The organism is Micromonospora sagamiensis, assembly GCF_014680085.1.
In the GTDB taxonomy this organism is placed as follows: domain Bacteria; phylum Actinomycetota; class Actinomycetes; order Mycobacteriales; family Micromonosporaceae; genus Micromonospora; species Micromonospora inyonensis.
Genome location: NZ_AP023438.1, coordinates 1,412,889 through 1,436,360 on the forward strand (window position 1 = coordinate 1,412,889; position 23,472 = coordinate 1,436,360).

General features: G+C 71.3%; 22 protein-coding genes. 6 read left to right on the forward strand and 16 right to left on the reverse strand.

The genetic code is table 11. The features are described 5' to 3' along the window. Positions 1–466: 466 nt before the first annotated feature. The 3 genes from IGA62_RS05855 to IGA62_RS05865 are packed head-to-tail and all read right to left on the reverse strand — an operon-like array spanning position 467 to position 4,163. A complete protein-coding gene (locus IGA62_RS05855) occupies positions 467–2,065 on the reverse strand; it encodes an FAD-dependent monooxygenase (RefSeq protein WP_198501206.1) in 1,599 nt (532 codons plus the stop codon). A 59-nt stretch (positions 2,066–2,124) separates the two neighbouring features. Beyond that, positions 2,125–3,831 (reverse strand): solute symporter family protein, encoded by a 1,707-nt coding sequence (locus IGA62_RS05860; RefSeq protein ID WP_145815917.1) that lies wholly within the window; start codon positions 3,829–3,831, stop codon positions 2,125–2,127. Then, entirely contained in the window at positions 3,828–4,163 is a 336-nt protein-coding gene (locus tag IGA62_RS05865) for a DUF485 domain-containing protein (protein ID WP_145815916.1), read from the reverse strand. Before IGA62_RS05865 ends, IGA62_RS05860 begins: the two co-directional genes overlap by 4 nt. Before the next feature lie 205 nt (positions 4,164–4,368). Between IGA62_RS05865 and IGA62_RS05870 the strand changes: the two genes are divergently transcribed. Next, complete coding sequence (locus tag IGA62_RS05870; RefSeq protein WP_145815915.1) at positions 4,369–5,109, forward strand: DUF6081 family protein; 741 nt, start codon at positions 4,369–4,371, stop codon at positions 5,107–5,109. Here IGA62_RS05870 and IGA62_RS05875 read toward each other — a convergent pair. The 9 genes from IGA62_RS05875 to IGA62_RS05915 all read right to left on the reverse strand — a co-directional run bounded on the left by IGA62_RS05875 (position 5,102) and on the right by IGA62_RS05915 (position 13,965). After that, complete coding sequence (locus IGA62_RS05875) at positions 5,102–5,803, reverse strand: SDR family NAD(P)-dependent oxidoreductase (protein WP_145815914.1); 702 nt, start codon at positions 5,801–5,803, stop codon at positions 5,102–5,104. The two genes, IGA62_RS05870 and IGA62_RS05875, sit on opposite strands and share 8 nt — an antisense overlap. Before the next feature lie 59 nt (positions 5,804–5,862). Beyond that, complete coding sequence (locus IGA62_RS05880) at positions 5,863–6,495, reverse strand: isochorismatase family protein (RefSeq protein WP_198501207.1); 633 nt, start codon at positions 6,493–6,495, stop codon at positions 5,863–5,865. Between the two features lie 83 nt (positions 6,496–6,578). Continuing rightward, positions 6,579–7,364 (reverse strand): 2,3-dihydro-2,3-dihydroxybenzoate dehydrogenase, encoded by a 786-nt coding sequence (locus IGA62_RS05885; protein ID WP_145815912.1) that lies wholly within the window; start codon positions 7,362–7,364, stop codon positions 6,579–6,581. Further along, positions 7,364–8,554, reverse strand: a complete 1,191-nt coding sequence (locus IGA62_RS05890) for an FAD-dependent monooxygenase (RefSeq protein ID WP_145815911.1) — start codon at positions 8,552–8,554, stop codon at positions 7,364–7,366. The genes IGA62_RS05885 and IGA62_RS05890 overlap by 1 nt, the downstream gene beginning before the upstream one ends. A 10-nt stretch (positions 8,555–8,564) precedes the next feature. Further along, positions 8,565–9,881 (reverse strand): phenylacetate--CoA ligase family protein, encoded by a 1,317-nt coding sequence (locus IGA62_RS05895; protein WP_145815910.1) that lies wholly within the window; start codon positions 9,879–9,881, stop codon positions 8,565–8,567. After that, positions 9,878–10,624, reverse strand: coding sequence for an amidohydrolase family protein (locus IGA62_RS05900; RefSeq protein WP_232624894.1), 747 nt, complete (start codon positions 10,622–10,624; stop codon positions 9,878–9,880). The genes IGA62_RS05895 and IGA62_RS05900 overlap by 4 nt, the downstream gene beginning before the upstream one ends. Before the next feature lie 80 nt (positions 10,625–10,704). Beyond that, positions 10,705–11,808: a 3-dehydroquinate synthase II gene (locus IGA62_RS05905; protein WP_145815908.1), complete on the reverse strand. Its 1,104-nt coding sequence runs from the start codon at positions 11,806–11,808 to the stop codon at positions 10,705–10,707. 32 nt (positions 11,809–11,840) lie between these two features. Further along, complete coding sequence (locus tag IGA62_RS05910) at positions 11,841–12,674, reverse strand: 2-amino-3,7-dideoxy-D-threo-hept-6-ulosonate synthase (protein ID WP_198501208.1); 834 nt, start codon at positions 12,672–12,674, stop codon at positions 11,841–11,843. A 7-nt stretch (positions 12,675–12,681) separates the two neighbouring features. Further along, positions 12,682–13,965: an aspartate kinase gene (locus IGA62_RS05915; RefSeq protein ID WP_198501209.1), complete on the reverse strand. Its 1,284-nt coding sequence runs from the start codon at positions 13,963–13,965 to the stop codon at positions 12,682–12,684. Between the two features lie 231 nt (positions 13,966–14,196). On the opposite strand from IGA62_RS05915, the gene IGA62_RS05920 reads away from it, so the two are divergent. Next, positions 14,197–16,152, forward strand: a complete 1,956-nt coding sequence (locus IGA62_RS05920; RefSeq protein ID WP_145815907.1) for an anthranilate synthase family protein — start codon at positions 14,197–14,199, stop codon at positions 16,150–16,152. On the opposite strand, the gene IGA62_RS05925 is transcribed toward IGA62_RS05920, so the two are convergent. Together IGA62_RS05925 and IGA62_RS05930 are read right to left on the reverse strand one after the other, a co-directional pair. Continuing rightward, complete coding sequence (locus IGA62_RS05925) at positions 16,094–16,840, reverse strand: response regulator transcription factor (RefSeq protein ID WP_145815906.1); 747 nt, start codon at positions 16,838–16,840, stop codon at positions 16,094–16,096. The two genes, IGA62_RS05920 and IGA62_RS05925, sit on opposite strands and share 59 nt — an antisense overlap. After that, the gene (locus IGA62_RS05930; RefSeq protein ID WP_145815905.1) at positions 16,837–18,090 is read right to left on the reverse strand and encodes a sensor histidine kinase; all 1,254 of its coding nucleotides are present in this window, start codon (positions 18,088–18,090) and stop codon (positions 16,837–16,839) included. The genes IGA62_RS05925 and IGA62_RS05930 overlap by 4 nt, the downstream gene beginning before the upstream one ends. A gap of 251 nt (positions 18,091–18,341) precedes the next feature. Between IGA62_RS05930 and IGA62_RS05935 the strand changes: the two genes are divergently transcribed. The 3 genes from IGA62_RS05935 to IGA62_RS05945 all read left to right on the forward strand — a co-directional run bounded on the left by IGA62_RS05935 (position 18,342) and on the right by IGA62_RS05945 (position 21,270). Beyond that, a complete protein-coding gene (locus IGA62_RS05935) occupies positions 18,342–18,806 on the forward strand; it encodes a DUF6220 domain-containing protein (RefSeq protein ID WP_145815904.1) in 465 nt (154 codons plus the stop codon). Then, positions 18,803–20,791 (forward strand): multicopper oxidase family protein, encoded by a 1,989-nt coding sequence (locus tag IGA62_RS05940; protein WP_145815903.1) that lies wholly within the window; start codon positions 18,803–18,805, stop codon positions 20,789–20,791. The genes IGA62_RS05935 and IGA62_RS05940 overlap by 4 nt, the downstream gene beginning before the upstream one ends. Positions 20,792–20,880: 89 nt before the next feature. Beyond that, positions 20,881–21,270 (forward strand): VOC family protein, encoded by a 390-nt coding sequence (locus IGA62_RS05945; RefSeq protein ID WP_145815902.1) that lies wholly within the window; start codon positions 20,881–20,883, stop codon positions 21,268–21,270. A 33-nt stretch (positions 21,271–21,303) separates the two neighbouring features. On the opposite strand, the gene IGA62_RS05950 is transcribed toward IGA62_RS05945, so the two are convergent. Further along, a complete protein-coding gene (locus IGA62_RS05950; protein ID WP_145815901.1) occupies positions 21,304–21,768 on the reverse strand; it encodes a DUF6069 family protein in 465 nt (154 codons plus the stop codon). Between the two features lie 324 nt (positions 21,769–22,092). On the opposite strand from IGA62_RS05950, the gene IGA62_RS05955 reads away from it, so the two are divergent. Next, entirely contained in the window at positions 22,093–22,497 is a 405-nt protein-coding gene (locus IGA62_RS05955) for a DUF6223 family protein (protein WP_145815900.1), read from the forward strand. Positions 22,498–22,581: 84 nt separating this feature from the next. Here IGA62_RS05955 and IGA62_RS05960 read toward each other — a convergent pair whose 3' ends face one another. Then, entirely contained in the window at positions 22,582–23,472 is an 891-nt protein-coding gene (locus IGA62_RS05960; RefSeq protein WP_145815899.1) for an aromatic prenyltransferase, read from the reverse strand.

Below are 23,472 nucleotides of genomic sequence, written 5' to 3' on the forward strand. Positions count from 1 at the left end.
GGCAGGCCGCGAGCCGGTCGTCGGACGGGTGGGTTCCGTTCGCCCGGACCGGCTCGGCCGCGCTGGAGCTTCCCGCCCGGCCGAGCGGTGTGCCGATAGCGTGACCGAGCCTCCGACGCGCGCACATCACGTCTTCGCGCTGCTGGGAGCGCCGTTTGCCGGACACCGCGGCGCCACGCGGTCGACGCGGCCGAGCAGGCGCACCCGGAAACGGCCGTGGCGCGTTCGCGCCATCGGTCCGACACGCGCCCGGCGGGAGTGGGTCCGGCACGTGACGGGCAACCCGGCCCGGCAGACGCCCGGCGGAACGGGTCCGCACCGGCGGGCAACCCGGTCCGGCGTGCACCCGGCGGAACCGGTCGTCCGGCACGGGCAGCGGAACGGGTCCGGCGCGCGCCCGGCGGGCGGCGGTGACCGCTACGCCGGGCGCGGACGGGACGACGCGGGCGTCAACCGGCGAGGCGGCTCACCGGGCGCCTCGTACCCGTCGGATCACGGCCGCCGGGTCCAGGTCGGCCCGGTTCCCGCGCCAGGCCACGTGATGGTCGGGCCGGAGGAGGACGAGGTCGCGTTCCCATACCTGCCGGGCGCCGGCGTCGGTCACCACCGTGTGGCTGACCGGCACACCCTGGGCGGCTGCCGCGTCGAGGAGCGGGTCCGCGCGGCCGTCGCCGACGAAGTCGACGAGGGTGAAGGACGGGGCGAAGCGATCGTAGATCGGTTCGCCGTCGTCGAGGACGAGGCTGGGCGGACGGCCGCCGGGCCAGGTCGTCGGTGTGTACTCCCGGGGGCTCCACGGGGGTTCGGGCGCATCGTCGTGGCAGACGACGGGCGAGTCGCCGTAGCGGTAGCCCAGCTCGATGCCCCGGTACTCGTTCTCGCCGCGCTCGGCGGTGAGAAAGGCGGCGACGGCATCGGGCGGGGCACCCTCGCGGAGAAGTGCTCCCGCCTTCAGGTGCACACCGAGGTGCCGGTGTGACGTGTGCATGGTGCGCAGGCCCACCGGCCGGCGTTCCGTCTCGTAGCTGTCGAGCAGCCCGGGGCCGCCGAAGCCCCTGACCAGGGCGGCGATCTTCCAGGCCGCGTCGACCGCGTCGCCGATGCCGGTGTTCATTCCGTAGGCACCGGTCGGGAACATGCGATGGGCGGAGTCGCCGGCGAGGAGAACGCGTCCGGCCCGGTACCGGTCCGCGATCATGAAGCCGGGGCGCCAGCGGGAGGTCAGGAGCACCTTGTCGATCTTCAGGTCCGTCCGCATCGTGTCGAGCAGGAAGGCCGCCGGATCGGCTGGCGGGGTGTCGAACTCGGACGCGTCCATGCCGTTGACGTGCGCGGTCCAGGTGTCCACCTCGTCCTGGGCGATGATGATGTACCGGAAGGCGAAGTAGTGCCAGAACCGCCCGTGCCGGTGCAGGCTGTCCAGGTCGCGGCTCTTGAAGTGCACCATGAAGGCACCCGGCAACCCGGGTACGTCGAAGCCCTCCTCGCCGATGCCCACCGCCCTGCGGACCTGGCTCGACGCGCCGTCGCACCCGATCACGTACCGGGATCGCAGCCGGACCGGTTGGTCGGTCAGCACGTCGACCAGGTGACTGGTCACCGTGTCGTCGTCCTGGGTGAGGGAGTCGAAGCGCAGCCCGCAGCGCAGGTCGACGAGCGGACTGCGCCGGCAGTGGGCCCGCAGGACCGGCTCCAGGTCGATCTGGGAGATCCGCTGACCGGGCTCGGTGGGCTGGGTGCCGTCGTTCTGTTCGGCGATGCGTCGCCACTCCTCGTCCACCGAGGGAAGTCCCCACGTGGTGATCGGTTCACCGGCGAGGCCGGTCGACCAGATCACGTCGGCCCGGTGCTCGGGCGCGACCCCGGCGGCACGGACGTCGTCGGCGATGCCGAGCTGCCGGAGGAACTCCATGCTGCGGGAGTTGACGTAGTCGAGCTTGGGGTGAACGGATGTCTCGAAGCCCTGGTCGACGAGGACACAGGAAACGCCCTGGCGGGCGAGCGCCAGGGCGGTGACCATGCCGACCGGGCCCGCGCCCACGACCAGAACCGGTACCGGATCCACGATTGGCCCTCCCGAAGGGGTGTGGGGCGGTGCGACCGCCCCACACCGTTCGCGGTTGTTCAGTTGGTTTCGCTGACCAGCCGGCTGTCGCCGCCACGCTCGTCCGTGCCACGGGCGGGCAGGTCCCTCCCGGCGGGCACGACGGCACCCGTGAGAGCACGCACCTGCGCCTCGGCGAAGCGGGCGTCGTCGCGCTCCTTGCTGGTGACCGAACCGAGGTAGCCGAACAGGAAGCCGAGCGGCGCACCGAGCAGGCCGGGCTCGAAGTCGACGAACTTGAAGTCGGCGTCGGGGAACAGGGCGGTGGGATCACCCGACACCCCGTTGGAGAACACGACCATGAGCAGGGTCACGGCGAGCCCGCCGTAGACCGTCCACTGCAGTCCCCTCGTGTTGTACCGCCGCCAGAACAGCGAGTAGACGACCGCCGGCAGGACACAGGCGGCACCCAGGTCGATCGACGTCGGGATGAAGATGTGGGTGAGCTGCGTCAACATCACCAGGCCGCCGACGAGGGAGGCGATCCCGACGATCAGCACGTTGCGCCGGATGCTCTTGAGTTCGGTGGCCGGGTCCAGCTTCCGGCCCCGCACCGCGTTGACGTCCTTGGTGATGGACGTCACCCCGTTGAGCAGCAGCGTCGCGAAGATCGCGCCGGTCGCCATCAGGGCGATCCCGCCGAGTGCGCCGGTGGCCCAGCCACCGCCGATCTCGTCGGCGATCTTCGGCAGGGTGATGTCGCGGTGGGCCCCCACCAGGCCGATGGCGTCCCCGCCGAGGATCGCGACGGCACCGAGACCGAGGATGATCATGCACGTCCAGAAGAGGACGGTGATGATCGACGCCCAGCCGGCCGACCGCCGCGCCTCCCGTCCGTTGGGCGTGACGAAGTACCGCATGAACAGGAACGGCATTCCCAGGGCCCCGACGGCGATGGAGAAGACCTTCGACAGGTGGACCCACGGGTCCTGGTCCGACCCGTACGTGGAGCCCGGTTCGAAGAGACGGCCGGTGGTCAGGAGGTCGAGACCGCGCTTGTCCGGTGCCGCATTGGCCTCGGCGTCGTTGAGCAGCTCGACGAGGTTCAGCTTGTACCGGGCGAGCACCACCGCGGTCAGCACCGCCACCAGGCCGCCCATCAGGACCACCTTGAGCACCAGGACCTTGGTGACTCCCTCCATGCCGCCCAGGTACACCCAGGCGATGGCGACCAGGCCGACGACGGCGGTGATGCCGGCCACCAGGGGCGCGTTCACCGTGGAGCTGGTGGAGAACATCCGGTTGGCGACGAAGGCGACCGAGCCCACGGCGATGATCGTGAACATGCCGAAGACGATCAGGGTGAGGACCGCCGACGCCATCCGCGCCGGCCGCTCGCGGGCGCGCAGCGCGAAAACGTCGCCCAGGGTGTGGCCGCCCACGTTCCGCACCGGTCCGGCGTAGATCAGCACGCCGACCACGGTGGACATCGTGAAGGCGGTCAGCAGGAGGATGGCGTCGAAGCCGTTCAGCGCGACGTGCCCGGTAATGATGATCACGGTCGAGTACATGATGGTCCCGCCGACCATCGCGAGGGCGTTCTGACCGGCGCCGACCCGCCGTCCCGCGAGAAGGAAGTCGTCCGGGTTGCGAATGCGGCCACGGGCCGCGTTCGCCAGGACGAACACCACGACGCCGATGGCGATGGCGACCGCGAAGGCGATCGCGGGCGCCGCCCAGGTGTTTTCGATCGGGGGTGGCGCGGGGGCCGCGAGAACACCGGTCATCGGAGGTCTCCTTCCAGGTCCGCCCGGATCTGCTCGCTGAGGGGATCGAGTCGTTCACGGGCGAAGCGCAGGTACACCACGGCGATCGCCACCACGAGGAGGAGCGACAGGAGGATGAACAGCAGGCCCACGTTCATCGGGCCGCCGAGCCCCGTCCGGAAGAAGCCCGGCACGAAGGCGGCGAGCGAGATGCCGATGAACCACCACCCGTAGAAGGCGACACTCGCCCAGACGATGAAGGAATTGGACCGACGCCGCAGGGTCTGGAACTGGGCGCTGTCATATACCGCGACATAACGGTCGCTGTTCGCTGCCGAGTCCACCGTGCCCATGACACCTCCTCTACTGAGGACGTCGTGATGACGTCGTCGTGACGTGGCGGTCAGTCGATACGCGGCAGTCTCCGTCACCCCTCCCACACCAGGCATGGCCCATTCACGGGATTTTCGGCGTGCGGCGCCAGAATGGCGTGCCGCTCCGGTCGAACCGCGTGAACGTGTGATGTCTGTCGATGGCTGCGGGGCCGATGGTGTCGCCATGACCTCGGCGCTGGAGAAGACCACGTGGACGTACGACGACTTCACGAGCGACGAACTCGACCCCGCCCGCTGGACGATCATGTCGATGGCGGGAGCGGACGGCGCGACCATCCGGTACCAGGACCGCAACGCCCGGGTGCGGACCGGTGACGGGCGGCTGGAGCTGACCGTCAACCCGTTCACCCGCTTCCACGACACGGACCCGAGGCGGAACAACGCCAAGCAGATGTACCGGTCCGTACGACGCTTCGCCGTGCCGGCAGCGGGCCGGCTGACGTTCGAGGTCGAGATGGGGGTGCGGACCCACGGCCAGATTCCGCACGACCTGCTCGACGCCTACGGCACGGTGAACCTCTTCGACCTGGAGACCGGCGTCGTGCTCAACGCCGCCGCCACGAACGACACCGTCTACGCGGTCGTCGAGCGACTGGCACTTCCCGGCGTGACCCGCCCGGACGAGCACTACATCCACCGGGTGGTGCTGGACGTGCCGACGGAGCCGGGACGTCGGCACGGTTACGCCGTCACCTACCGGGCCGAGACGTCGGAGGTGGAGTTCCACGTCGACGGCAGACTCGCCTACTGGGCACGGCTGCCGGTACCGGTGGCGGGCTTCCACGCCGGCATGGCCCTCTTCTCGGCCCGGGACCTCTCCCGCTACCCACGCGCGCAGCGGGAACACGGGCAGGGCGCGACCGGCTGGTGGGGGCCGTGGCGGGTCACGACCGGCCTCAGATGAGCACCTCCCCGCCGTCGATGTTCAGGTTGACACCGTTGACCGCCCGGTTCTCCAGCAGGAACGTGATCGCCTCGGTGCAGTCCTGCATGGTCACCGGCCGCCTGGTGAGCGCGCGTGCAGCGGCGGCCTCGCGCGCGGCGGGCTTGTCACTCCAGAAGGGCGTGTCGGAGACGATGCTCGGGTGCAGGGCGTTGACCCGGACCGGCGAGAGTTCCACCGCCAGCGTCCTGACCAGCGCGCCGATGCCGCCGTTGGCGGTCGTCACGCTCGTGGAGCCCGGATACGGCCGGTGACTGGCCAGGCCGCCGATCAGGACGACCGCGCTCTCGTCGGTCATCCGCGGGGCGAGCGCCTGCAGAACCGCCGTGTAGCCGACGAGTTTCACCGTCAACAGGCGGATCGCGTCGGCCGGACGGTATTCCCGAACCGTGTTGTAGTCCCGGTCGAGCGCCGCGAGCACCAGATGGTCGACGCGTCGCACGTCGGCCAGCGCGGCCACGATCCGCTCCGGCTCGGCCAGGTCCAGGGCGAGCCCGCGGGTCCGCCCGCCGATCTCGTCGGCGACGCCCTTGGTCCGGTCCTCCGAACGACCGGTGACGACCACGTCGTTTCCCCGTCTGGCTGCCGACTGGGCGAAGTGTCGACCGATCCCCGACGTTCCGCCGACGACGACGACCTGAGTACGCTCGGACATTGACGTGTTCCTCCATGGTCGGGTGATGGGTCCGGCCGGGGGCATGGCCACCCGGCCGCCTAGCTCTCCAACTCGGCCAGCACGGTGGCCGTGGACAACGGCACCGCGCAGCGCTTCGCGGCGTAGCGGAGCGCCATGAGATGGTCGTCGAACGACAGGTCGGCCAGCGCGTCCGCCACTAGGAACGGCTGGATGTCACGGCTGAACGCGTCGCAGGCGGTGACGAGGCACCCCATGTGCGCGTAGACGCCGCAGACGACGAGCTGGTCCCGTCCCGACCGCCGCAGCCGGTCCTCCAGGTCGCTGCGGTAGAACGCGCTGTAGCGCCACTTGGTCAGCACCGTGTCGCCCGGCTCGGGGGCGATGTCGTCGGCGAGGCCGCGGTCGGCCTCCTCGCTGCTCATGCCGGGACCCCAGAGGTCGTGCAGCAGCCCCCGGTCCTGGCGGCTCATGCCACCCGGCTGCGCCGTGTACAGCACCGGCACCCCGGCCGCGCGCGCCGCCGCGAGCAGCTTCATCACGTTGGCGACCAGCTCGGTCAGCGGAGACTGCCCGGCCGGAAACGGGCGCAGGAAGTACCGCTGCATGTCGTGCACCAGCACGGCGGCCCGGTCCGGACGCGGGCGCCAGGGCAGCGCCGTGCCCGGCAGGTCGTCGTCACCGGGCATGCGGTACGGCGCGATCGGAGTCATGGCCATACTTCTTCGCCTCCTGTTTCCCCTCTGCGACGTCACACGTGCGGGCCGGCGCCGCCGTCACACGTGCGGCGCCGCCGTCACACGTGCAGCGCGGCGCCGCCGTCCACGTACAGGTCGTGCATGGTGACGTGGCCGGCCTGGTCGGACACGAGGTACGCGACCGCCTCGGCCACGTCCCGGGGCTGGGCCAGCTTCCGCAGCGGGATGCCGACCTTGTACGCGGCCGGCGAACCCTCGATCACCTGCCTCGGGTCGCCGCCCTCGCCGAGCATCGCCCGCAGCATCGGTGTGTCGGTCGAGCCGGGCGAGACGACGTTGCACCGGATGCCGTAGTCGGCGAGCTCCAGTCCCAGACACCGGGTGAAGTGGGCGGACGCGGCCTTCGAGGCGGCGTAGGCGGCCATCTCCGCGCGCGGCACACCGGCGGCGTTGGACGCCACGGTCACGATCGCGCCGCGCCGGCGGCCGACCATCCGCCGGGCCACCGCACGGGACACGTGGAACACCCCGGCCGCGTTGACCGAGAAGGTGTCGCTCCACTGCCGGTCCGACATCTCGACCACCCGGCCGGTGTGCAGGACGCCGGCCGCGTTGACGAGGATCCCGACCGGTCCCAGCTCGTCCTCGACACGCCGCACGAGCACGTCCACGGCCTCGCTGTCGCAGACGTCGACGCGGTAGCCACGGGCCGACTGGCCCTCGGCCTCGAGTTTGGTCACGACGGTGGCGAGTGCCTCGGCATTGCGGTCCACGGCCGCGACGTGCGCTCCCGCACCGGCCAGGACGCCTGCCACGGCAGCGCCGATGCCCTGCCCCGCACCGGTGACCAGTGCGACCGTCGACTCGATTCCGGTCAGTTCCATCATGCCCTCCTGCTGGTCGTGGCGGCCTGCTCGGCGTCATACCCGAAGAGCCACTCGTGGCGGTCCAGACCCGACGAGATCTCCGCGGAGGTGTCGCGGCGGCGCTGGGCGTCCCCGTCGACCAGGTGGAAGGTCTCCGCGTTGGCACGGGACTGGCGCTGGATCCGCGTGGTGCGGGGAAGCCGGATCCGTTCGTAGCGGCGCAGGGCCGCGTCCAGACCACCCGGGCCCGCGTCGGCCAGACAGACCGCGAGCACGACGGCGTCCTCGATCGCCTGGTTCGCGCCCTGCGCCTGGAACGGCAGCATCGGATGCGCGGCGTCACCGATGACGGCCACCCGTCCCGAGCTGAGCCGGTCGATGCTCTCGCGGTCGTGCAGCGCCCACCTGCTGACCGTCTGCGCCGCGCCGATCAGTCGGGCGACGTCCGGGTGCCAGCCCGCGTACGCCGTCGCGAGTTCGGCGACGTCACCCCGCGCCGACCACGACTCCTCCCGCCAGTCGGCGGCGGAGACGGTCGCGCCGAAGCTCACCTGCCGGCCGGACGACACCGGATAGCACACGACGTGCTGGTCCGGCCCGAGCCACAGCTGCACCCGGGGGGCGGTGAGCAGGAAGGGCACCCGTTCGGCCGGGACCAGTCCCCGGTAGATCGTCTGCCCGGAGTACCGCGGCTGGTCGGCCACGATCTGCTCGCGCACGACCGAGTGGATGCCGTCGGCGCCCACCACCAGATCGGCCGTGACCGTCGCACCGTCGGACAGGTGCAGCCGCGCCTCGTCGGTGCTCTGCGTGACGGCGACGAGCCGGGCCCCGAGGTGCAGCCGGTCCGGCGGCACGAGCGAGAGCAGGGCGCTGTGCAGGTCCGCCCGGTGCACCGCGTAGTAGGGCGCCCCGAACCGGCGGTGGCACTGGTCGCCCAGCGGGGTGCGGTGCAGGAGCCGGCCGTCGTCCCAGCGGCGCATCTCGATCGCCCGCGGTGCGACCGCGACGGCGCGCAGGCGGTCGCGCAGGCCCAGCCGGTGCAGCAGCCGGGTGGCGTTGGGCGCCACCTGTACTCCCGCCCCCACCTCGCTCAGGCGCTCGGCCTGCTCGTGGACGTGGCAGTCGATGCCGGCCCGGTGCAGGGCGGCGGCGAGGGTGAGGCCGACGATTCCGGCCCCGGCCACGGCCACCCGTATCTGCGGCATGTCGTCTCCGTCAGTAGTAGAGGAGCGCTTTGCCCCAGTCCTCGTCGGGCCCGAACAGGCTGCGCGGCTTGACCACGTCCGGCATGCTGGTCAGCGCCTCGCGCGGCACCAGCGTCCCCGGAGCCAGCCCGACGACCTCGCTGTCGACCCCGAACGCGGCCCGTACCGCAGCCGTCAGCTCCGCCTGCGCGGCCGCCCGGTGCTCCTCGGGCACCTCGATCTCGATGCGCAACACCGTCGGGTCCGCCTTCGCCCGCCAGAACACCACCCCGTGGGACTCCGGGAGGGAGAAGACGAGTTCCTCCAGCCGGTGCTGGGTGATCGTCGCCGCGCCGACCCGGTAGCCGAACGCCGCCCTGCCGAGCACCCGGACGGTGGGGAGGTTCCAACCGCAGGCACAGTCGTCGTAGGAGACCGACACGTCGTCCTCGAGGTTGTAGCGCAGCAGCGGCATCGCCTCGCGGAACAGCGGGGTGACCACGAGCTGGCCGTCCCCGTCCGCGCGGACGGTGCCGGTCCGGGGGTCGTACACCTCGAACAGCGCCCGGTCGGCCCACAGGTGCATCCGGCCGTTCGGGCACTCGCCGGCGAGGCTGCCGGTCTCGGTGGAGCCGTACTCCTCGATCACCGGCACCCCCCACAGCCGGCTGATCCGGCGACGGCGGGCGTCGGTGAGCGGCTCGCCGCCGACGAACAACGCCCGCAGCGCGGGGAAGTCGGCGTCGGGCCGGTGCCCGGCCGCGGTCGCCGCGGCGGCCCAGATGAGACATTCGGTCGGCACCGACCAGGTCAGCGTGACACCCAGGTCGTGCATCACCCGGACGACCCGGGCGTACGGCATGGCCAGCGACCGGTTGTCGCCGGGCACCACGGTGGCCCCGCGCAGCCGGCCGGCGGCGTGCGCGAGATGCCCCGTCAGCAGCAGCGCGTACGGCGTGCGCACCAGGAAGACGTCCTCGGCGGACATCCCGATCCACTTGCGGGCGAAGCGCTCGGCCAGGTCGGTCCAGTCCTCGGCCGTGTAGTAGGAGGGCGTGGGCCGGCCGGCGGTCCCGCTCGACTCGTGGTAGGTCGCCAGCCGCTCCTTCGGGACGGCGAGCATGCCGAAGGGGTAGTTGTCCCGCAGGTCCTGCTTCGTGGTCAGCGGCAGGTCGGCGAGGTCGGCGGCGGTCGCGGGCAGGGCCCCCGGGTCCAGCCGGTCGCGGTAGAACGGCGAGCGGGTCGCCCAGGTGACCGTCTGCGACAGCTGCTTCTCCTGAAGGCGCTGAAGGTCCTCCGGCCCGTGCCACTGGCCGAGTTGAGGCAGGCTCGGACGTGGGTCGTTCACCGCTTCTCCTCTCCTAGCAGTCGATGTGCGTTGTCCCAGGCGACCTGCCGCCACTGCTCGGGCGACAGCCGCAGTGCCTGGAACTTGGCCAGCTCCACGGCCGGGTGCTGGAGCGGGTACTCGGAGCCGAACACCACCCGCCCGGCGCCGAGGCGGCGCAGCGCCGCCTCGACCACGCACGTGTAGCCGCCCGAGGTCTCCAGCAGGATGTTGGGCTCGTCCCGGATCAGGGTGAGGGCGTAGAGGTCGATGTTGCCGATGCCGCTGTGCCCGAGCACGAAGTCCACCTGCGGGAACCGGCGGCCCAGGTCGACGAGGTCGGCCACGCCCGCGCCCGGCCGGTCCAGGCAGACCACGTACACCGGGTGGTCGAACTCCGCCGCCACGCCGACGAGGTCGGCGACCCGGGGATCGGTCAGGCCGACCCCGTGGACGGCGGGCGAGATCTCCAGGCCGCGGAACTCGGCGGCCCGGGCCCGGTACACCTCGGCCGGGCGGTGCGGGTTGGCAAAGAAGAACGGCACCAGGCGTCCGTCGGTGCCCGCGCAGGCGGCCAGCACCGCGTCGTTGTCGGCGTCGGTCTCGACGTGTCCACCCTCGACGAGTTGGCGGGACAGGCGGTCCAGGTCGATGGTGCCGCCCGCGCACACCACCGCCCGCTCCAGCCCGCACTCGTCCAGCGCCGACCGGAGCCGCTCCCCGGCCCCCGGCCGGGGAGCCAGGCGTACGTGGAAGTCGAACACGGGCGCAGGGAGGCGGACATCCCCCGACGCTCCCGGTGCGGTCATCGCGGCCACCGCTCGTCCCCCATCGCGCCCGTCGCTCACTTCTCGATGCAGAACTCGTCGATCGGGTAGCCGACGTGCCGCTTCTCGACCGGCAGGTAGCCGAGCACCTTCGTGCCCGCCGTCAGCTCCGTGACGTTGAGCACCGTGCCACCCGGCCCGAGCACCCGGACGTGCCAGTCGTCCTGGACGATGAGGTTGACCGTCACCCCGGAGGGCGCGACCGCGTCGATCGCGAGCAGCGGACGCGTCTCGATCTTGACCCGCCCCACGGTGACGATCCGGGACTTCCCCTGGGAGTCGACGGCGAGCACCCGGCCGCCGGAGGTGAGCTCGCTGAGGTAGTTGGTGCGCCCGTTGGCCGACAGCGTGTACGAGTGCAGCGCACCAGCGTTGACCCGGAACGGCCGGGTCGGCATGTACGGCAGGGGGTGGGTCTCGCTGCAGCACAGGATCATGCCGGTGGAGTGCGAGCCGACGAGGATGCCCTCGTCGAGCCGGAAGTTCGTGCAGGTGTCGACGCAGGCGCGCTCGCCCATCCCGACCCGCCGGATGCCGGTGACCTCCAGCTCCACCAGCGACAGGTCCGCCGCCCTGCTGACCGCGGCGGACTTCAACGCGGTGGCCTCACCCGGGACACGGGGGGCGAGCATCACGCCGTCGGAGCCGTGTTCGAGGACACCGAAGACGATCTCCGCCTCCTCGACGTCGGCCACCTGGGTGACGATGCTGCCCTCCGCGCCGGCCGCGGCGGCCAGCACGATCTCCAGCGGGATCTTGGTGGGGTCCCGGAAGTACAGGAGGCTCCACCGGTCGTAGCGCGCGGCGCGGCAGGCGTCCTCCAGGCTGTCCGCGTCGGTGATCTCCACGTACCGGCCGAACTCCACGTCGGGGTACTGAGCCGCCAGCGCGGCCGGGTCCCCGTGGCGGGCCGGCTCGACGATGACCAGGTCGGCGGGGTGCAGCTTCTCCGGCAGCGGCTGGTTCTGCGGGAACAGGACCTTCTTCACCGTCGGGGGAAGCGGCTCCAGGTCGGCCGGATCGGCCGCCACGATGGCGTCCACCCTCTGGTGGACGGCCTCCTCGACGATGGCCGCCTTGGCACCGTTGACGTTACGGATGTCCAGCCAGCACAGCTTCACGGGTCTCTCCTCGCGCGGAAGGTCAGGGAGTCTCAGTAGGTCAGGGCGAGCCGGTCGTCGACGCTGTCGGTGTCCGGGACCCGCGGTGTCTCGTGCACCAGCCGCGCGACCGCGGCGGCCATCCAGCCGGGCTGGTCGGCCTGGAAGACGTTGCGTCCCATGGCCACTCCGACCGCGCCGCCGCGCAGCGCGTCCGACACGTAGGCCAGCACGGTCTCGGTGTCGGCCGAGCGGGGGCCGCCGGCCACGATGAGCGGGATGGGGCAGGAACGGACCACGTCGGCCATCTGCTCGGGGGTGCCCGCGTAGTTGGTCTTGACGATGTCCGCCCCGAGGTCGGCGGCCAGGGTCGCGGCGTGCGCCACCAGCTCCGGCGCCCCGGGGTCGGTGATCTGCGGTCCCCGGGCGTACACCATGGCGAGCAGCGGGACGTTCCAGCGGTCGCACTCCCCCGCCACGGCCGCCAGGTCGGCGATCTGCCTCGCCTCCTGGGGTGAGCCCAGGTTGACGTGCACGCTGACCGCGTCGGCGCCCAACCGCAGCGCCTCCTCCACGTGGGCGACCAGGTACTTCGCGTCCGGATCCGGCGCGTGTCGGGTGCTCACGCTCAGGTGCACGATCAGCGACATGTCGCCGAACCACCCGGGATCGACGTGGCGGAGGCTGCCCTTGTGCAGCACCACGGCGTCGACACCGGTGCCGGCCAGCTCCCCGAGCAGGGAGTTCAGGTCGCCACGGCGCAGCGGTCCGTCGGTGACGGAGTGATCGAGCGGTACGACGAGCAGGCGCCCGTCACCCTGCCGGAACAGGCGTCGCAGGCGGAGGTTCCGGGCGAACGAGGCGTTGAGTACGGCCACGGGTGTCATGCCTCTCTCAAGCGATGGCGGGACGGCCGGAGGTCGCGGAGGTGACGTCTGCCGGCTCGTGCCGGTCGAGGTGGAACTCGCGGTGCAGGGTCTCGACGGCGTCGACGGTGCGTTCGCGCGGCACAATCACGGACAGCCGCATCTGGGAGGTGGAGATCCAGCTCGTCGGAATGCCGGCCGTGGCCAGTGCCGCCATCAGCCTGGCCGTGTACTCGGGCCGGCTGAGCAGGCCCATCCCGACCACCGACACCTTGCCGACGTTCTCGTCGAAGTGCACACCCCCGCCGAAGGCGGTCGTCAGCTCGTGCAGTGCGGCCCGCACGGACTGGGCCTGGCTGCGACGGATCGTGAAGCCCATCCGGAACTCGTTCTCGTAGGGCCCGGACCTGGCCACCAGGTCCACCACCGTCCCGTGGGCGGCCAGCACCTCGAACACGTCCGGGGCCAGGTCCCGGCGGATGTCCCGGCAGTGCACCAGCACGCGCACGACGTCGGTGTCGTGGGTGACCGCCACGACGGCCCGCCGGGTCTCCAGCGGCCGGCCGTCCGGCCACTCCACGACGGTCGTTCCGGGCGCCTGTGACGAGGCGTTACGGACGCGCACTTCGACCCCTTCCATGGCGGCCAGTTCGATGCAGCGGGTGTGCAGGACCCGCGCGCCGGCGAACGCCATCTCCGCCATCACGCCGGGCTGGACCCAGGGCAGGCAGCGGGCCGCGGGCAGGATGCGGGGGTCGGCGCTGAAGACACCGTCCACGTCGGTGTAGATCTCGCAGGCCGATGCGCGAAGTCGCGCCGCCAGCGCGACCGCGGTCGTGTCCGAGCCGCCGCGTCCGAGCGTGGCGACGTCCCCGACGCGGTCGACCCCCTGGAATCCGGTGACCACGGCGACCTCGCCAGCGTCCAGCGCCGCCTGCACACGTTCGGCCCCGATCCTCGAGATGAGCGCGTCGCCGTGCCGGTCGGTGGTCCGGATCCCGGCCTGGTGTCCGGTCAGCGAGATGGCCGGCACCCCCAGCCCGTTCAGGGCGAGGGCCATCAACGCCGCCGACTCGGACTCGCCCACGGCCAGCAACTGGTCCAGTTCCCGGGACGGATCCGTGGCACCGACGTCGGCGGCCAGCCGCAGCAGATCGTCGGTTCTGCTGCCACGCGCCGAGACGACCACGGCGACGGCCGATCCACGCCGCCGGGCCGCCGCGATACGCAGGGCGGCATGACGGACGCAGTCGAGAGTCTGCAGGGAAGTACCGCCGTATTTCTGGACCAGCACATTCACAGTCGTTTTCACCGCCCCTCGTCGAAGTCGTATGCCGCCGACAGTAGTCGCGGTGCACCTCGCCGGCTACGACGTACGCGAGTGGTGATCCTCATTCAGGTGTTTACGCCATACCGCCCCAGCGTTACCGGAAATACGGGACGACGACGTCACGTCATGTGCGACGACTTTCGCCGCCGCAGTATCGAGAGGGGTGATCTGATCTCATGCAAAGGGAGCGATATGGACGGGACGCATTCGAGCATGGCCAGCCCCCCGGACGTTCTGGCCGGCCTCGGCGAGGACGGGCGTGCCTTCGCCCTGCTGTACCGGCCCGGCTCGGCCCACAACGCGCAGGTGGAGGTCCTGACCGGCGAGGTCTGCGATGTGGACAGCCTCGCCGACCTGCCCCTGCCCGGCGAGCCGGCGAACGGCGCGCGGCACGACCTGCTCGTGGCGATCCCGTACCGCCAGATCACCGAACGTGGGTTCGACTGCCACGACGATCACGCGCCCCTGCTCGCCATGCGCGTCCACCGGCAGGCCCGACTCAGCCGCGCCCAGGCCCTGGCCAGCCTGCCCGAGCAGAACGTGCCCGTGTCCGACGCCGGGTTCGACGTCAGCGACGAGGACTACGCGGCGATCGTCAGGCGGGTGCTGGCAGACGAGATCGGACAGGGCGCCGGCTCCAACTTCGTCATCCGGCGTTCCTTCACCGCACGCCTGGACGACTACTCGGTCCGCACCGAACTCGCGATCTTCCGGCGGCTGCTGACCGGTGAACTCGGGTCGTACTGGACGTTCCTGTTCCACACCGGCGCGGGAACGACGTTCATCGGCGCCTCGCCGGAACGGCACGTCAGTATGGTCGACGGCACCGTCTCGATGAATCCCATCAGCGGGACCTACCGGCATCCCGCGACCGGTCCGGACATTTCCGGGCTCCTGGATTTCCTGCACGACCCGAAAGAGGCCAACGAGCTCTACATGGTCGTGGACGAGGAACTGAAAATGATGGCCCGAATGTGCACCTCCGGCGGCCGGGTGCACGGCCCGTTTCTCAAGGAAATGGCGCGCCTGACCCACACCGAGTACATCCTGACCGGCCGGAGCGATCTCGACGTACGCGACGTGCTGCGGGAGACCCTGCTCGCACCGACCGTCACCGGCAGTCCGCTCGAGAACGCCTTCCGGGTCATCGGCCGCCACGAGACGACGGGCCGCGGATACTACAGCGGCGTCCTCGCGTTGATCGGCCGTGACGGGACGGGCAGCCGCACCCTCGACTCGGCGATCATGATCCGGACCGCCGAGATCCGCGACGACGGCCGGCTGCGTCTGGGCGTCGGCGCCACGCTGGTCCGTGACTCCCACCCCGAGTCGGAGGTGGCCGAGACGCGGGCCAAGGCCGCCGGCGTGCTCGAAGCGCTCGGCCTCGCCGGAGCCCGCGCCGCGGGTGCGCCCACCCCCGGGGGAGGGCACCCGTCACCGGCCGCCCATCCCCGGGTGCGCCAGGCACTGCTGTCCCGCAACGCCACGCTCTCGCGGTTCTGGCTCGACGGGGCACACCGGAGCACCCCGGACCCGGCGCTGGACGGACGGCGCGTGCTGGTCGTCGACAACGAGGACACCTTCATGGGGATGCTCGGTCACCAGCTGCGTGCCCTCGGCCTGCGGACCACGATCACGCGGTTCGACAGTCCGCTGCATCCGCAGGACTACGACCTCGCCGTCGTCGGTCCCGGCCCCGGCGACCCCGGTGACGCGACGGACCCGCGCATGAACACGCTCCGCGCGCTCACCCGTGACCTGCTCGCCGGCACCGTACCGTTCCTGTCCATCTGCCTGGGCCACCAGATTCTCGCCGCCGAACTCGGCTTCGAGATCATCCGCCGCCCGGTGCCCAACCAGGGCGTCCAGAAGCGGGTCGACCTGTTCGGTCGAAGCGAACTCGTGGGCTTCTACAACACCTACACCGCCCGCTCCGAACACGACTTCATCTCCTGCGGGCGGCACCGGCCCCTGGAGATCAGCCGGAATCCCGAGACCGGCGAGGTGCACGCCCTGCGCGGCGCGGGGTTCCGTTCCGTGCAGTTCCACCTCGAGTCCGTCCTCACCCAGCACGGCCCGCAGATCCTCACCGATCTGCTCGTCTCGCTGCTCAGGGACGCGGGAAGTGCCGGCGTTCCGGAGGCACGCGTGGGTGCGCGTCCCCGGTGAGCGGGCTCACCAGTCCCGTCTGGAAGGCGATGACCACCAGTTGCGCACGGTCGCGGGCGCCCAGCTTGCCCATCGCGTGACTGACGTGGGTACGGGCGGTCGCCGGGCTGAGGAAGAGCTCGGCACCGATCTCGTCGTTGCTCAGGCCCTGCCCCACCAGGGCCAGCACCTCGCGCTCGCGTTGGGTCAGCACCGCCAGTCGGTCCTCGCTGGCCTTGGTCACCGTCCGGGCCGCGGTGAACTGGGCGATGAGGCGGCGGGTGATCCGTGGCGCCAGCAACGCCTCCCCGGCGGCGACGACCCGGATGGCGTGCAGGAGTTCGGCCGGTCCGGCGTCCTTGAGCAGGAAGCCCGACGCGCCGGCCTGAAGCGCCTCGAAGACGTACGCGTCGGTTTCGTAGGTGGTCAGGATCAGCACGCGGACCTGGTGCAGCCCGACGGTCCGGGCGATCTCGCTGGTGGCCTGGATACCGTCCAGCTTGGGCATCCGGATGTCCATGAGCACGACGTCCGGTCGCGTGACCCGGACCTGCTCCACCGCCTCGGCCCCGGTGGTGGCCTCCCCCACCACCTCGATGTCGTCCTCGACGTCGAGCAGAAGCCGGAACCCGGAGCGCACCAGCCGCTCGTCGTCGGCGAGCAGCACCCTGATCGGCGTACCGCCGGAGGGCGCGTTCTCCGTGCTCACCGATGTGCCGTTCCCGCCGGGGCGAGCGGCAGGCGTGCCTTGACCTCGAACCCGCCGTCCGGCAGCGCCTCGGCGGCCAGGTCACCGCCGAGGAGCAGACAGCGTTCGCGCATGCCGAAGATGCCGCAGCCGGGCTCGGCCGGGTCGGCGGTGCCGCTGCCCGGCGCGACCGCCGCGTGCAGCGCCATCCGGGCGTCGGCCCCGTCGCGACGACGCGCTTCGTTGGTCACCCGGACCTCCAGGGCGTCGATGCCGTAGTCCAGCACCACGTTCACCCGGGTCGGTCCGACGTGGCGGATCACGTTGGTGATCGACTCCTGGAGGATGCGGTACGCGGCGTTGCTCACCGCGCTCGGTGGCGGCGACGTCGGCGACGTCACCTCGAGGTTGATGTCGAGTCCGGCGTCGCGCGCCTTCGCGGTGAGGTCGTCGATCTCCGCCAGGCCGGGGGGCGGCACCCGGCCCTCGCTGGAATCGCGCAACATCCCCAGGATGGCCCGCATCTCCCGCAACGCCTGGGAACTCATCTGCTCGATGGTCCGCAGCGTCTCACGGGCCAGTTCCGGCCGCTTGTCGAGGACGTACGCGGTGACCCCGGCCTGGACGTTGATGATGGCGATGGCGTGCGCGACGGTGTCGTGCACCTCCCGGGCGATCCGCAGCCGCTCGGCGTCGACCCGGGCACGCGCCTCCTCCTCCCGGGTCCGTTCCGCCGACTCGGCCCGTTCCAGTGCCTTGGCCGCGATGACCCGCCGGGAGCGGACGGACTCGCCGAGGGCGGCGCTCATGATGCTGGCGCCGATCCGGAAGAACACCCACCCGATCGCGTCCCGGGGTTCGAGGTCGGTCGCCGCGACCAGCCAGATCGTGGACAACGCCGCGATCCCCACGCCGGCCGCGAACAGGGACCGTCGCCCGTCGCCGAGGGCGGTGAGCGTGTAGATGGCGACGAAGAGCCCGAGCCAGCCCGGACCGTCGGGAAAGTCGAGGGTGTAGTACGCCAGGCTGGCGAACCCGGCCGTGACGAACGTCGCGAACGGCCAGCGGCGGCGTACGGCCACCACGGCGCCGCTGACGACCAGCAGCGCGAAGCCCAGGTTCCCGAGGTCGGTGAGCGGGCGCAGCACCGTGTCGGGTTCCGCCGCCACCCGGCGGAGGGTCCCCTGGACCTGCATCACGGTGATGAAGAGGGCGAGGATCAGATCCTGCGCCAGCGCGGGCAGGCGGAGCCCCGCGAATCGGTCCTGCATGGCGCAATCATAGATATCCCGGGGCCCACGCGAATCCCGTCAGACACGCGGACAGCTACGACGAGGAGCGCGGTCAGAGTCGATCTCTCTACGTCCGAACGCGTAGACCATCCTCATCCGCTGATCGAAGAACTCACCAGCTTGATCGTGGGAGAATCGCTTGCCTGGAACCACCGACGGAGGCACCTTGGCCGCACCGCGTCGGCGGACCGAACACCCCTCTGACCCAACCGACCTAAAGGGGTTCTCCCATGCGTAAAGCATTCGCCGGACTGGCAGCGGTGTTGCTGGCCGTCATCGTCGTGCAGTTCTTCCTGGCCGCCAGTGGCGCGTTCGACTCCGCGCCGCTCGACGAGGCGTTCCGGCCCCACCGTGGCCTGGGCTTCGTGACCATCCTGCTCGCCGTGATCCTGACGGTGGTCGCCGCGGTGGCGAAGCTGCCCGGTCGGATCGTCGGCCTCTCCGGCCTGATCGCGGGCCTCGGGGTCCTGCAGCCGGTGATCGCGGTCATCGCCCGGGCCTTCGGGGACTCGGGAGACACCACCGCCGCCGGGCAGCTCGTGTTCGGTCTGCACGCGGTGAACGGGCTGGCCATGGCGATCGTGGCCCACACCGTCTTCCGGCAGGCGCGTGAACTGGCGGCCACGCCGCCCACCACGCGGGCCGGCTCTCCGACCGCCGGCTCGGCAGCCGGCCCGGCGCGATCGGCGTCATGACCACGGTCCAATGGATCCTGCTGGACCATGCCGTAGCACTGCTGAGTGTCGCGTTCTGGTTCGCGACCGGTGTCACGGCGGCCCTCCGGCGCCATCGGCTCGCCTTCGGCCTCCTCATCGGAGCCGTCCTGGTGACGCTCACCCGACCGGCCACCGTCGTGACGTTGGCCGGTCGGGGTTGGTGGTTCGCACAGGAGAAGGTCCTGTTGGGGCTTCCCCTGCTCGGGGCCGCGGCACTGGCCGCCGTGGTCGTCGCCGGGCCCCGGCTGTTCGCCGCGCGGCGGACGCCCGGTGCGGGCCTGCCGGTCGGCGGTGTCGTCGCGCTGTTCACCGCCGCGTACGCCGCACTGGTCGGCCTGGTGGTGACGTTCCTCGCCGGATACCCGCTGACCTGGAGCACCGCGCTGATCGCGGTCTCCCTCGTCTGTGCCGGCGCTCTCCTGACCGCGCAGGTGCTCGGCAGGCAGGCCGGCGAGCACACCGATGCCGAATCCCCGGTCAGCCTGCGTACGACGGCGCCACGGGACAGCTCGGCACTCTCCCGCCGTGGGTTCATCGGCCTGACCGCCGGAGCGGTCGCGGCGGGAGCGGGGATCACCGGTGTCGGCCTGCTGTTCCGGGGTCCCGAGGCGGTGGTCACCGGTGGCGGACCGCGACGCGCCTCCGGGTCCCGGCCACCGGTCTCGGTGGCGGACCTGCGGGGTCCCAGCGCACCGGCCCCGGGCGGCACCAGTCACCGACACACCCTCACCGCCAGGACCGCCACCGTACGCCTCGCGTCCGGGGGTGACGTCGACGCGTGGACCTACGACGGCCAGCTGCCCGGCCCGGCGATCATCGCGACGCAGGGTGATCTGATCGAGGTGACGCTGCGCAACTCCGACGTCGAGGACGGCGTCACCCTGCACTGGCACGGATACGACGTGCCGTGTGGTGAGGACGGTGCGCCGGGAGCCACGCAGGACGCGGTGGCGCCGGGCGGTGAGTTCGTCTACCGGTTCCGCGCCGACCAGGTGGGGACGTACTGGTACCACACGCACCAGGCATCGCACCCCGCCGTGCGCCGAGGGTTGTACGGGACGCTCGTCGTGAAGCCGCGAGCGGGAGGGCAAGCGGAGGAGCTGGACCTGACGCTGCCCGTACACACCTTCGACGACACCGTCGTGATCGGGAACCGGGAGGGGCGCACCGAACACGCGGTCCGCCCCGGCGCGCCCGTACGACTGCGACTGGTCAACACCGACTCGGAGCCGCACTGGTTCGCGCTGGCCGGCACGCCGTTCCGGGTGGTGGCCGTCGACGGCCGCGACCTCCACCAGCCGGGCGAGGTGCGTGAGGCCGGGCTTCGCCTACCCGCGGGTGGACGGTACGACGTGGTCCTGGCGATGCCGGGCACACCGGTGGCCCTGGTGCTCGACCACGACCACGGCAGCGGCGTACTGCTGCGCCCGACCGGCCACACCGGGAACGACCCGGCCCTGCCGGACACCTCCGGCTGGCCGGAACTCGATCTGCTGCACTACGGCGAACCCGCGACCGTGCCGTTCGACGCCGACGACGCCGACCGGCACTTCACGATCGTCCTGGACCGGGCCCTGGCCATGGTCGACGGTCGCCCGGCCTACGCCCAGACCGTCGACGGCCGCGGGCACCCGTCGATCCCCGACCAGCTCGTTGCCGAGGGGGACCTCGTCCGTTACACCGTGGTGAACCGGAGCCTCGAGACGCACCCCTGGCACCTGCACGGCCACCCCGTGCTGATCCTCTCCCGGGACGGGACGCGCTCCTCCGGCAGCCCGTTGTGGGTGGACACCTTCGACGTGCGGCCGGGCGAGGTCTGGGAGGTGGCGTTCCGGGCCACCAACCCCGGCATCTGGATGAACCACTGCCACAACCTGCGGCACCAGGACCAGGGCATGATGCTGCAACTCGTCTACGACGGCGTCAGCACACCCTACGAGGACGCGAGCCACGGCCACTCCTGACCCGCAGGGGCGCCCAGGACCGCGTCGACGCGCCATCGGACGCCCCGCCCTCCCGGCCCCGACCCGACAACCACGAAGGATCTCCCACCATGACCGGAACCGAGCGCGACCTGGCGAGTGTCCGCTACATCGTCGACGACGTGCGCGCGGCGATCGAGTTCTACACCACCCACCTCGGCTTCACCGTGCTGAACGCCTTCCCGCCGGCCTTCGCCGACGTCGCGCGTGGGCCGTTGCGGCTGCTCCTGTCCGGGCCGCCCAGCTCGGGAGCCCGGGCCACGCCGACGGACGTGGCGGGATGCGGGCGGAACCGCATTCACCTCGTCGTCGACGACATCGACGCCGAGAAGGAACGGCTGGAGCGGGCCGGGGTGGTCTTCCGTAGCGACATCATCTCGGGCCCCGGCGGACGCCAGATCCTGCTCGCCGACCCCGCCGGCAACCTCGTCGAGCTGTTCACTCCGGCGACCCCCGCCTGAGCCCGGTGCGACGCCCGAGCCACGACCGGACCGTCAACGGTCCGCGTCACGGGCGGAGAGTCGCCTCGCCAGGATGGAGATGATCACCGTGGCGGCCACCACGTGCGTCGCGGCCAGGACGACCTGGGTGGACACGGCGGTGTCCTGAGCGAGGCCGGGGCCGGCGAGGGAGAGGACGGTGAACGCGACGGCGGCCACCACGAAGGTGCGGGCGGGCCGCCTGGCCCATCGGGCCAGGACCACCGCGAGGACGATTCCGCCGATCGACCAGAGCACGACACTCTGGGCGACGGCGCCCACCGGGATCTTCTGGGCCTTCTCCTCCCAGACGCCGGCCGCCGCCATCGGAACGCCGGCAGCCCGGGCGACGAGCGTGAACGCCTCCGCGGTGACGGCACCGGCCAGGGCGGCCAGGATGCCGACCAGCCATACGGGGCGTGTGACCAGAGACGAGGCGAACCGGGACGAGGGCGGGGACTGGGGAACGGAAACACCCACGGCAATGCCTCCTGTTCGGTGGCTGGGGTGATGCCTCCTTTGTAGAGTAGACGCGGCACCGCACTGCCGCCAGATCCACTGAAGCGCGAATATGAGTGCTGCCCGATACGTGGTCTTCGCCTGTCGATCCGAGTCACCGCGCACCGGCCGGGCGATTGAGGTACGTCAGGCCGGGTTACTACGGTTACGGTATTCAAAGGCCGGCAATACCCCGGGTCGAGCCGTTTCGGCGGTAGGCTCATGACCGACTTCGACACGACGACCGTCACCATTCCGGCACGTATGCCGAGGTCGTTACCCGTCAATCATCCGAAGGGATTTCCGATGTCCGTCCGTCATTTGTTCACCGCCGCCGCCGCTGGGGTGCTCGGCGGGTTCGCGCTGGCCGCACCGGCCGCCGCGCAGGTCACCGCCGCCGAGGAGGGCAGCGGCTCCGGGCGAGGCGGATCCGTGCTCGGCCTGGTGCTGGCGCTGGTCGCGGTGGGCGTCGGCGCGTGGGCGCTGCGCTCCGCCGGTCGGGCCGGCGGCGGCAACGCCCGGGGCGGCGCCATCGCGGCCCTGGCGCTGGCGCTGGCCAGCATGATCTTCGGCGGGATGGCTCTGGCGGACTCCGCCGGTGAGGTCGGCAGCGGCAACGGTCGGGGTGGCGCCATCGCTGGCCTGGTGCTGGCGCTGGTCGGCCTGGTCCTCGGCGGAGTGGCTCTCGCCCGCTCCCGCCGTACCGCCTGACGGGCGGGGCGGCGGTTCCCGATCCGCGCCGGGCCAGGGGCCGCCGCCATCCGCTCGCCGTCGTCCTCGCCCGGCACGAACGGGTCAGATGAAGTCCATCGCCCCGGGCTTCCACCGGTAGTGCGACTCGAGCTTGTAGTACTCGCCCTGAGGGGTCAACGCGACGCCGTAGACGAACTTACGGTCGTCCCCACCGTACGGAACGCTTCGCACGAACTTCTCGATTTCCGGTTCGACGGGAACGGGCAGGGTCGTCAGGTCGGTGGTCGCGGCGGCGTAGCAGATCCGCTCGATCCTCGACGATTCCCAACCGAGGGTGACATACAGTCCGAACGCCTTCTCGCCGAGCTTGAGCATCCGCTCACTCGGTGCGGCCATGCCGATCTCCCGGAGCGTCGACCGGATGGTCTCCGGGTCGAAGCTCCCGGCGGGTACGTCGTTGAAGTACACGTTCACCGTTCGGCTCGGGTAGTCGATCCCGAATACCCCGACCCGGTCGTCCAGGCCGTGACGGGCGAAGAACTCGACGTTCCCGGCCAGACTGCGCGGCATGGCGGGGATCTCGGCGAGCTTCGACGTCTTCTGCAGGTCGTCCGGGGTGAAGAACGCGTAGATCTTCTTGAAGCCGCCGACGACCCCGAAGTCGATGCCGTGGCTCTCCACCGGGCAGCGTCCCTGGACCTCCGCGAGCAGGCTGCCGACCGGATGGTCCGTCTCCGGGGTGAGGCCGTGTGACAGCGCGCGGGCGTAGGGGTCGCGGTCGTCCGGGTGCGTCGTGAACCGACAGTCGAGTTCCCCCACGTGCCGCATCGCGGTCGCCACCCGGAAGGCGACCACGGCACCGGGGTGCGCGAACGCGTCGCCGTACGCGGAGAGCAGGGACCAGACCCTGTCGCGTGAGTAGGCCACGTTCAACAGCCGGGCCGATTCCTCGATGGTGGAACAGAGCTCTGCCGCCTCGGACGTTCCGGGCAT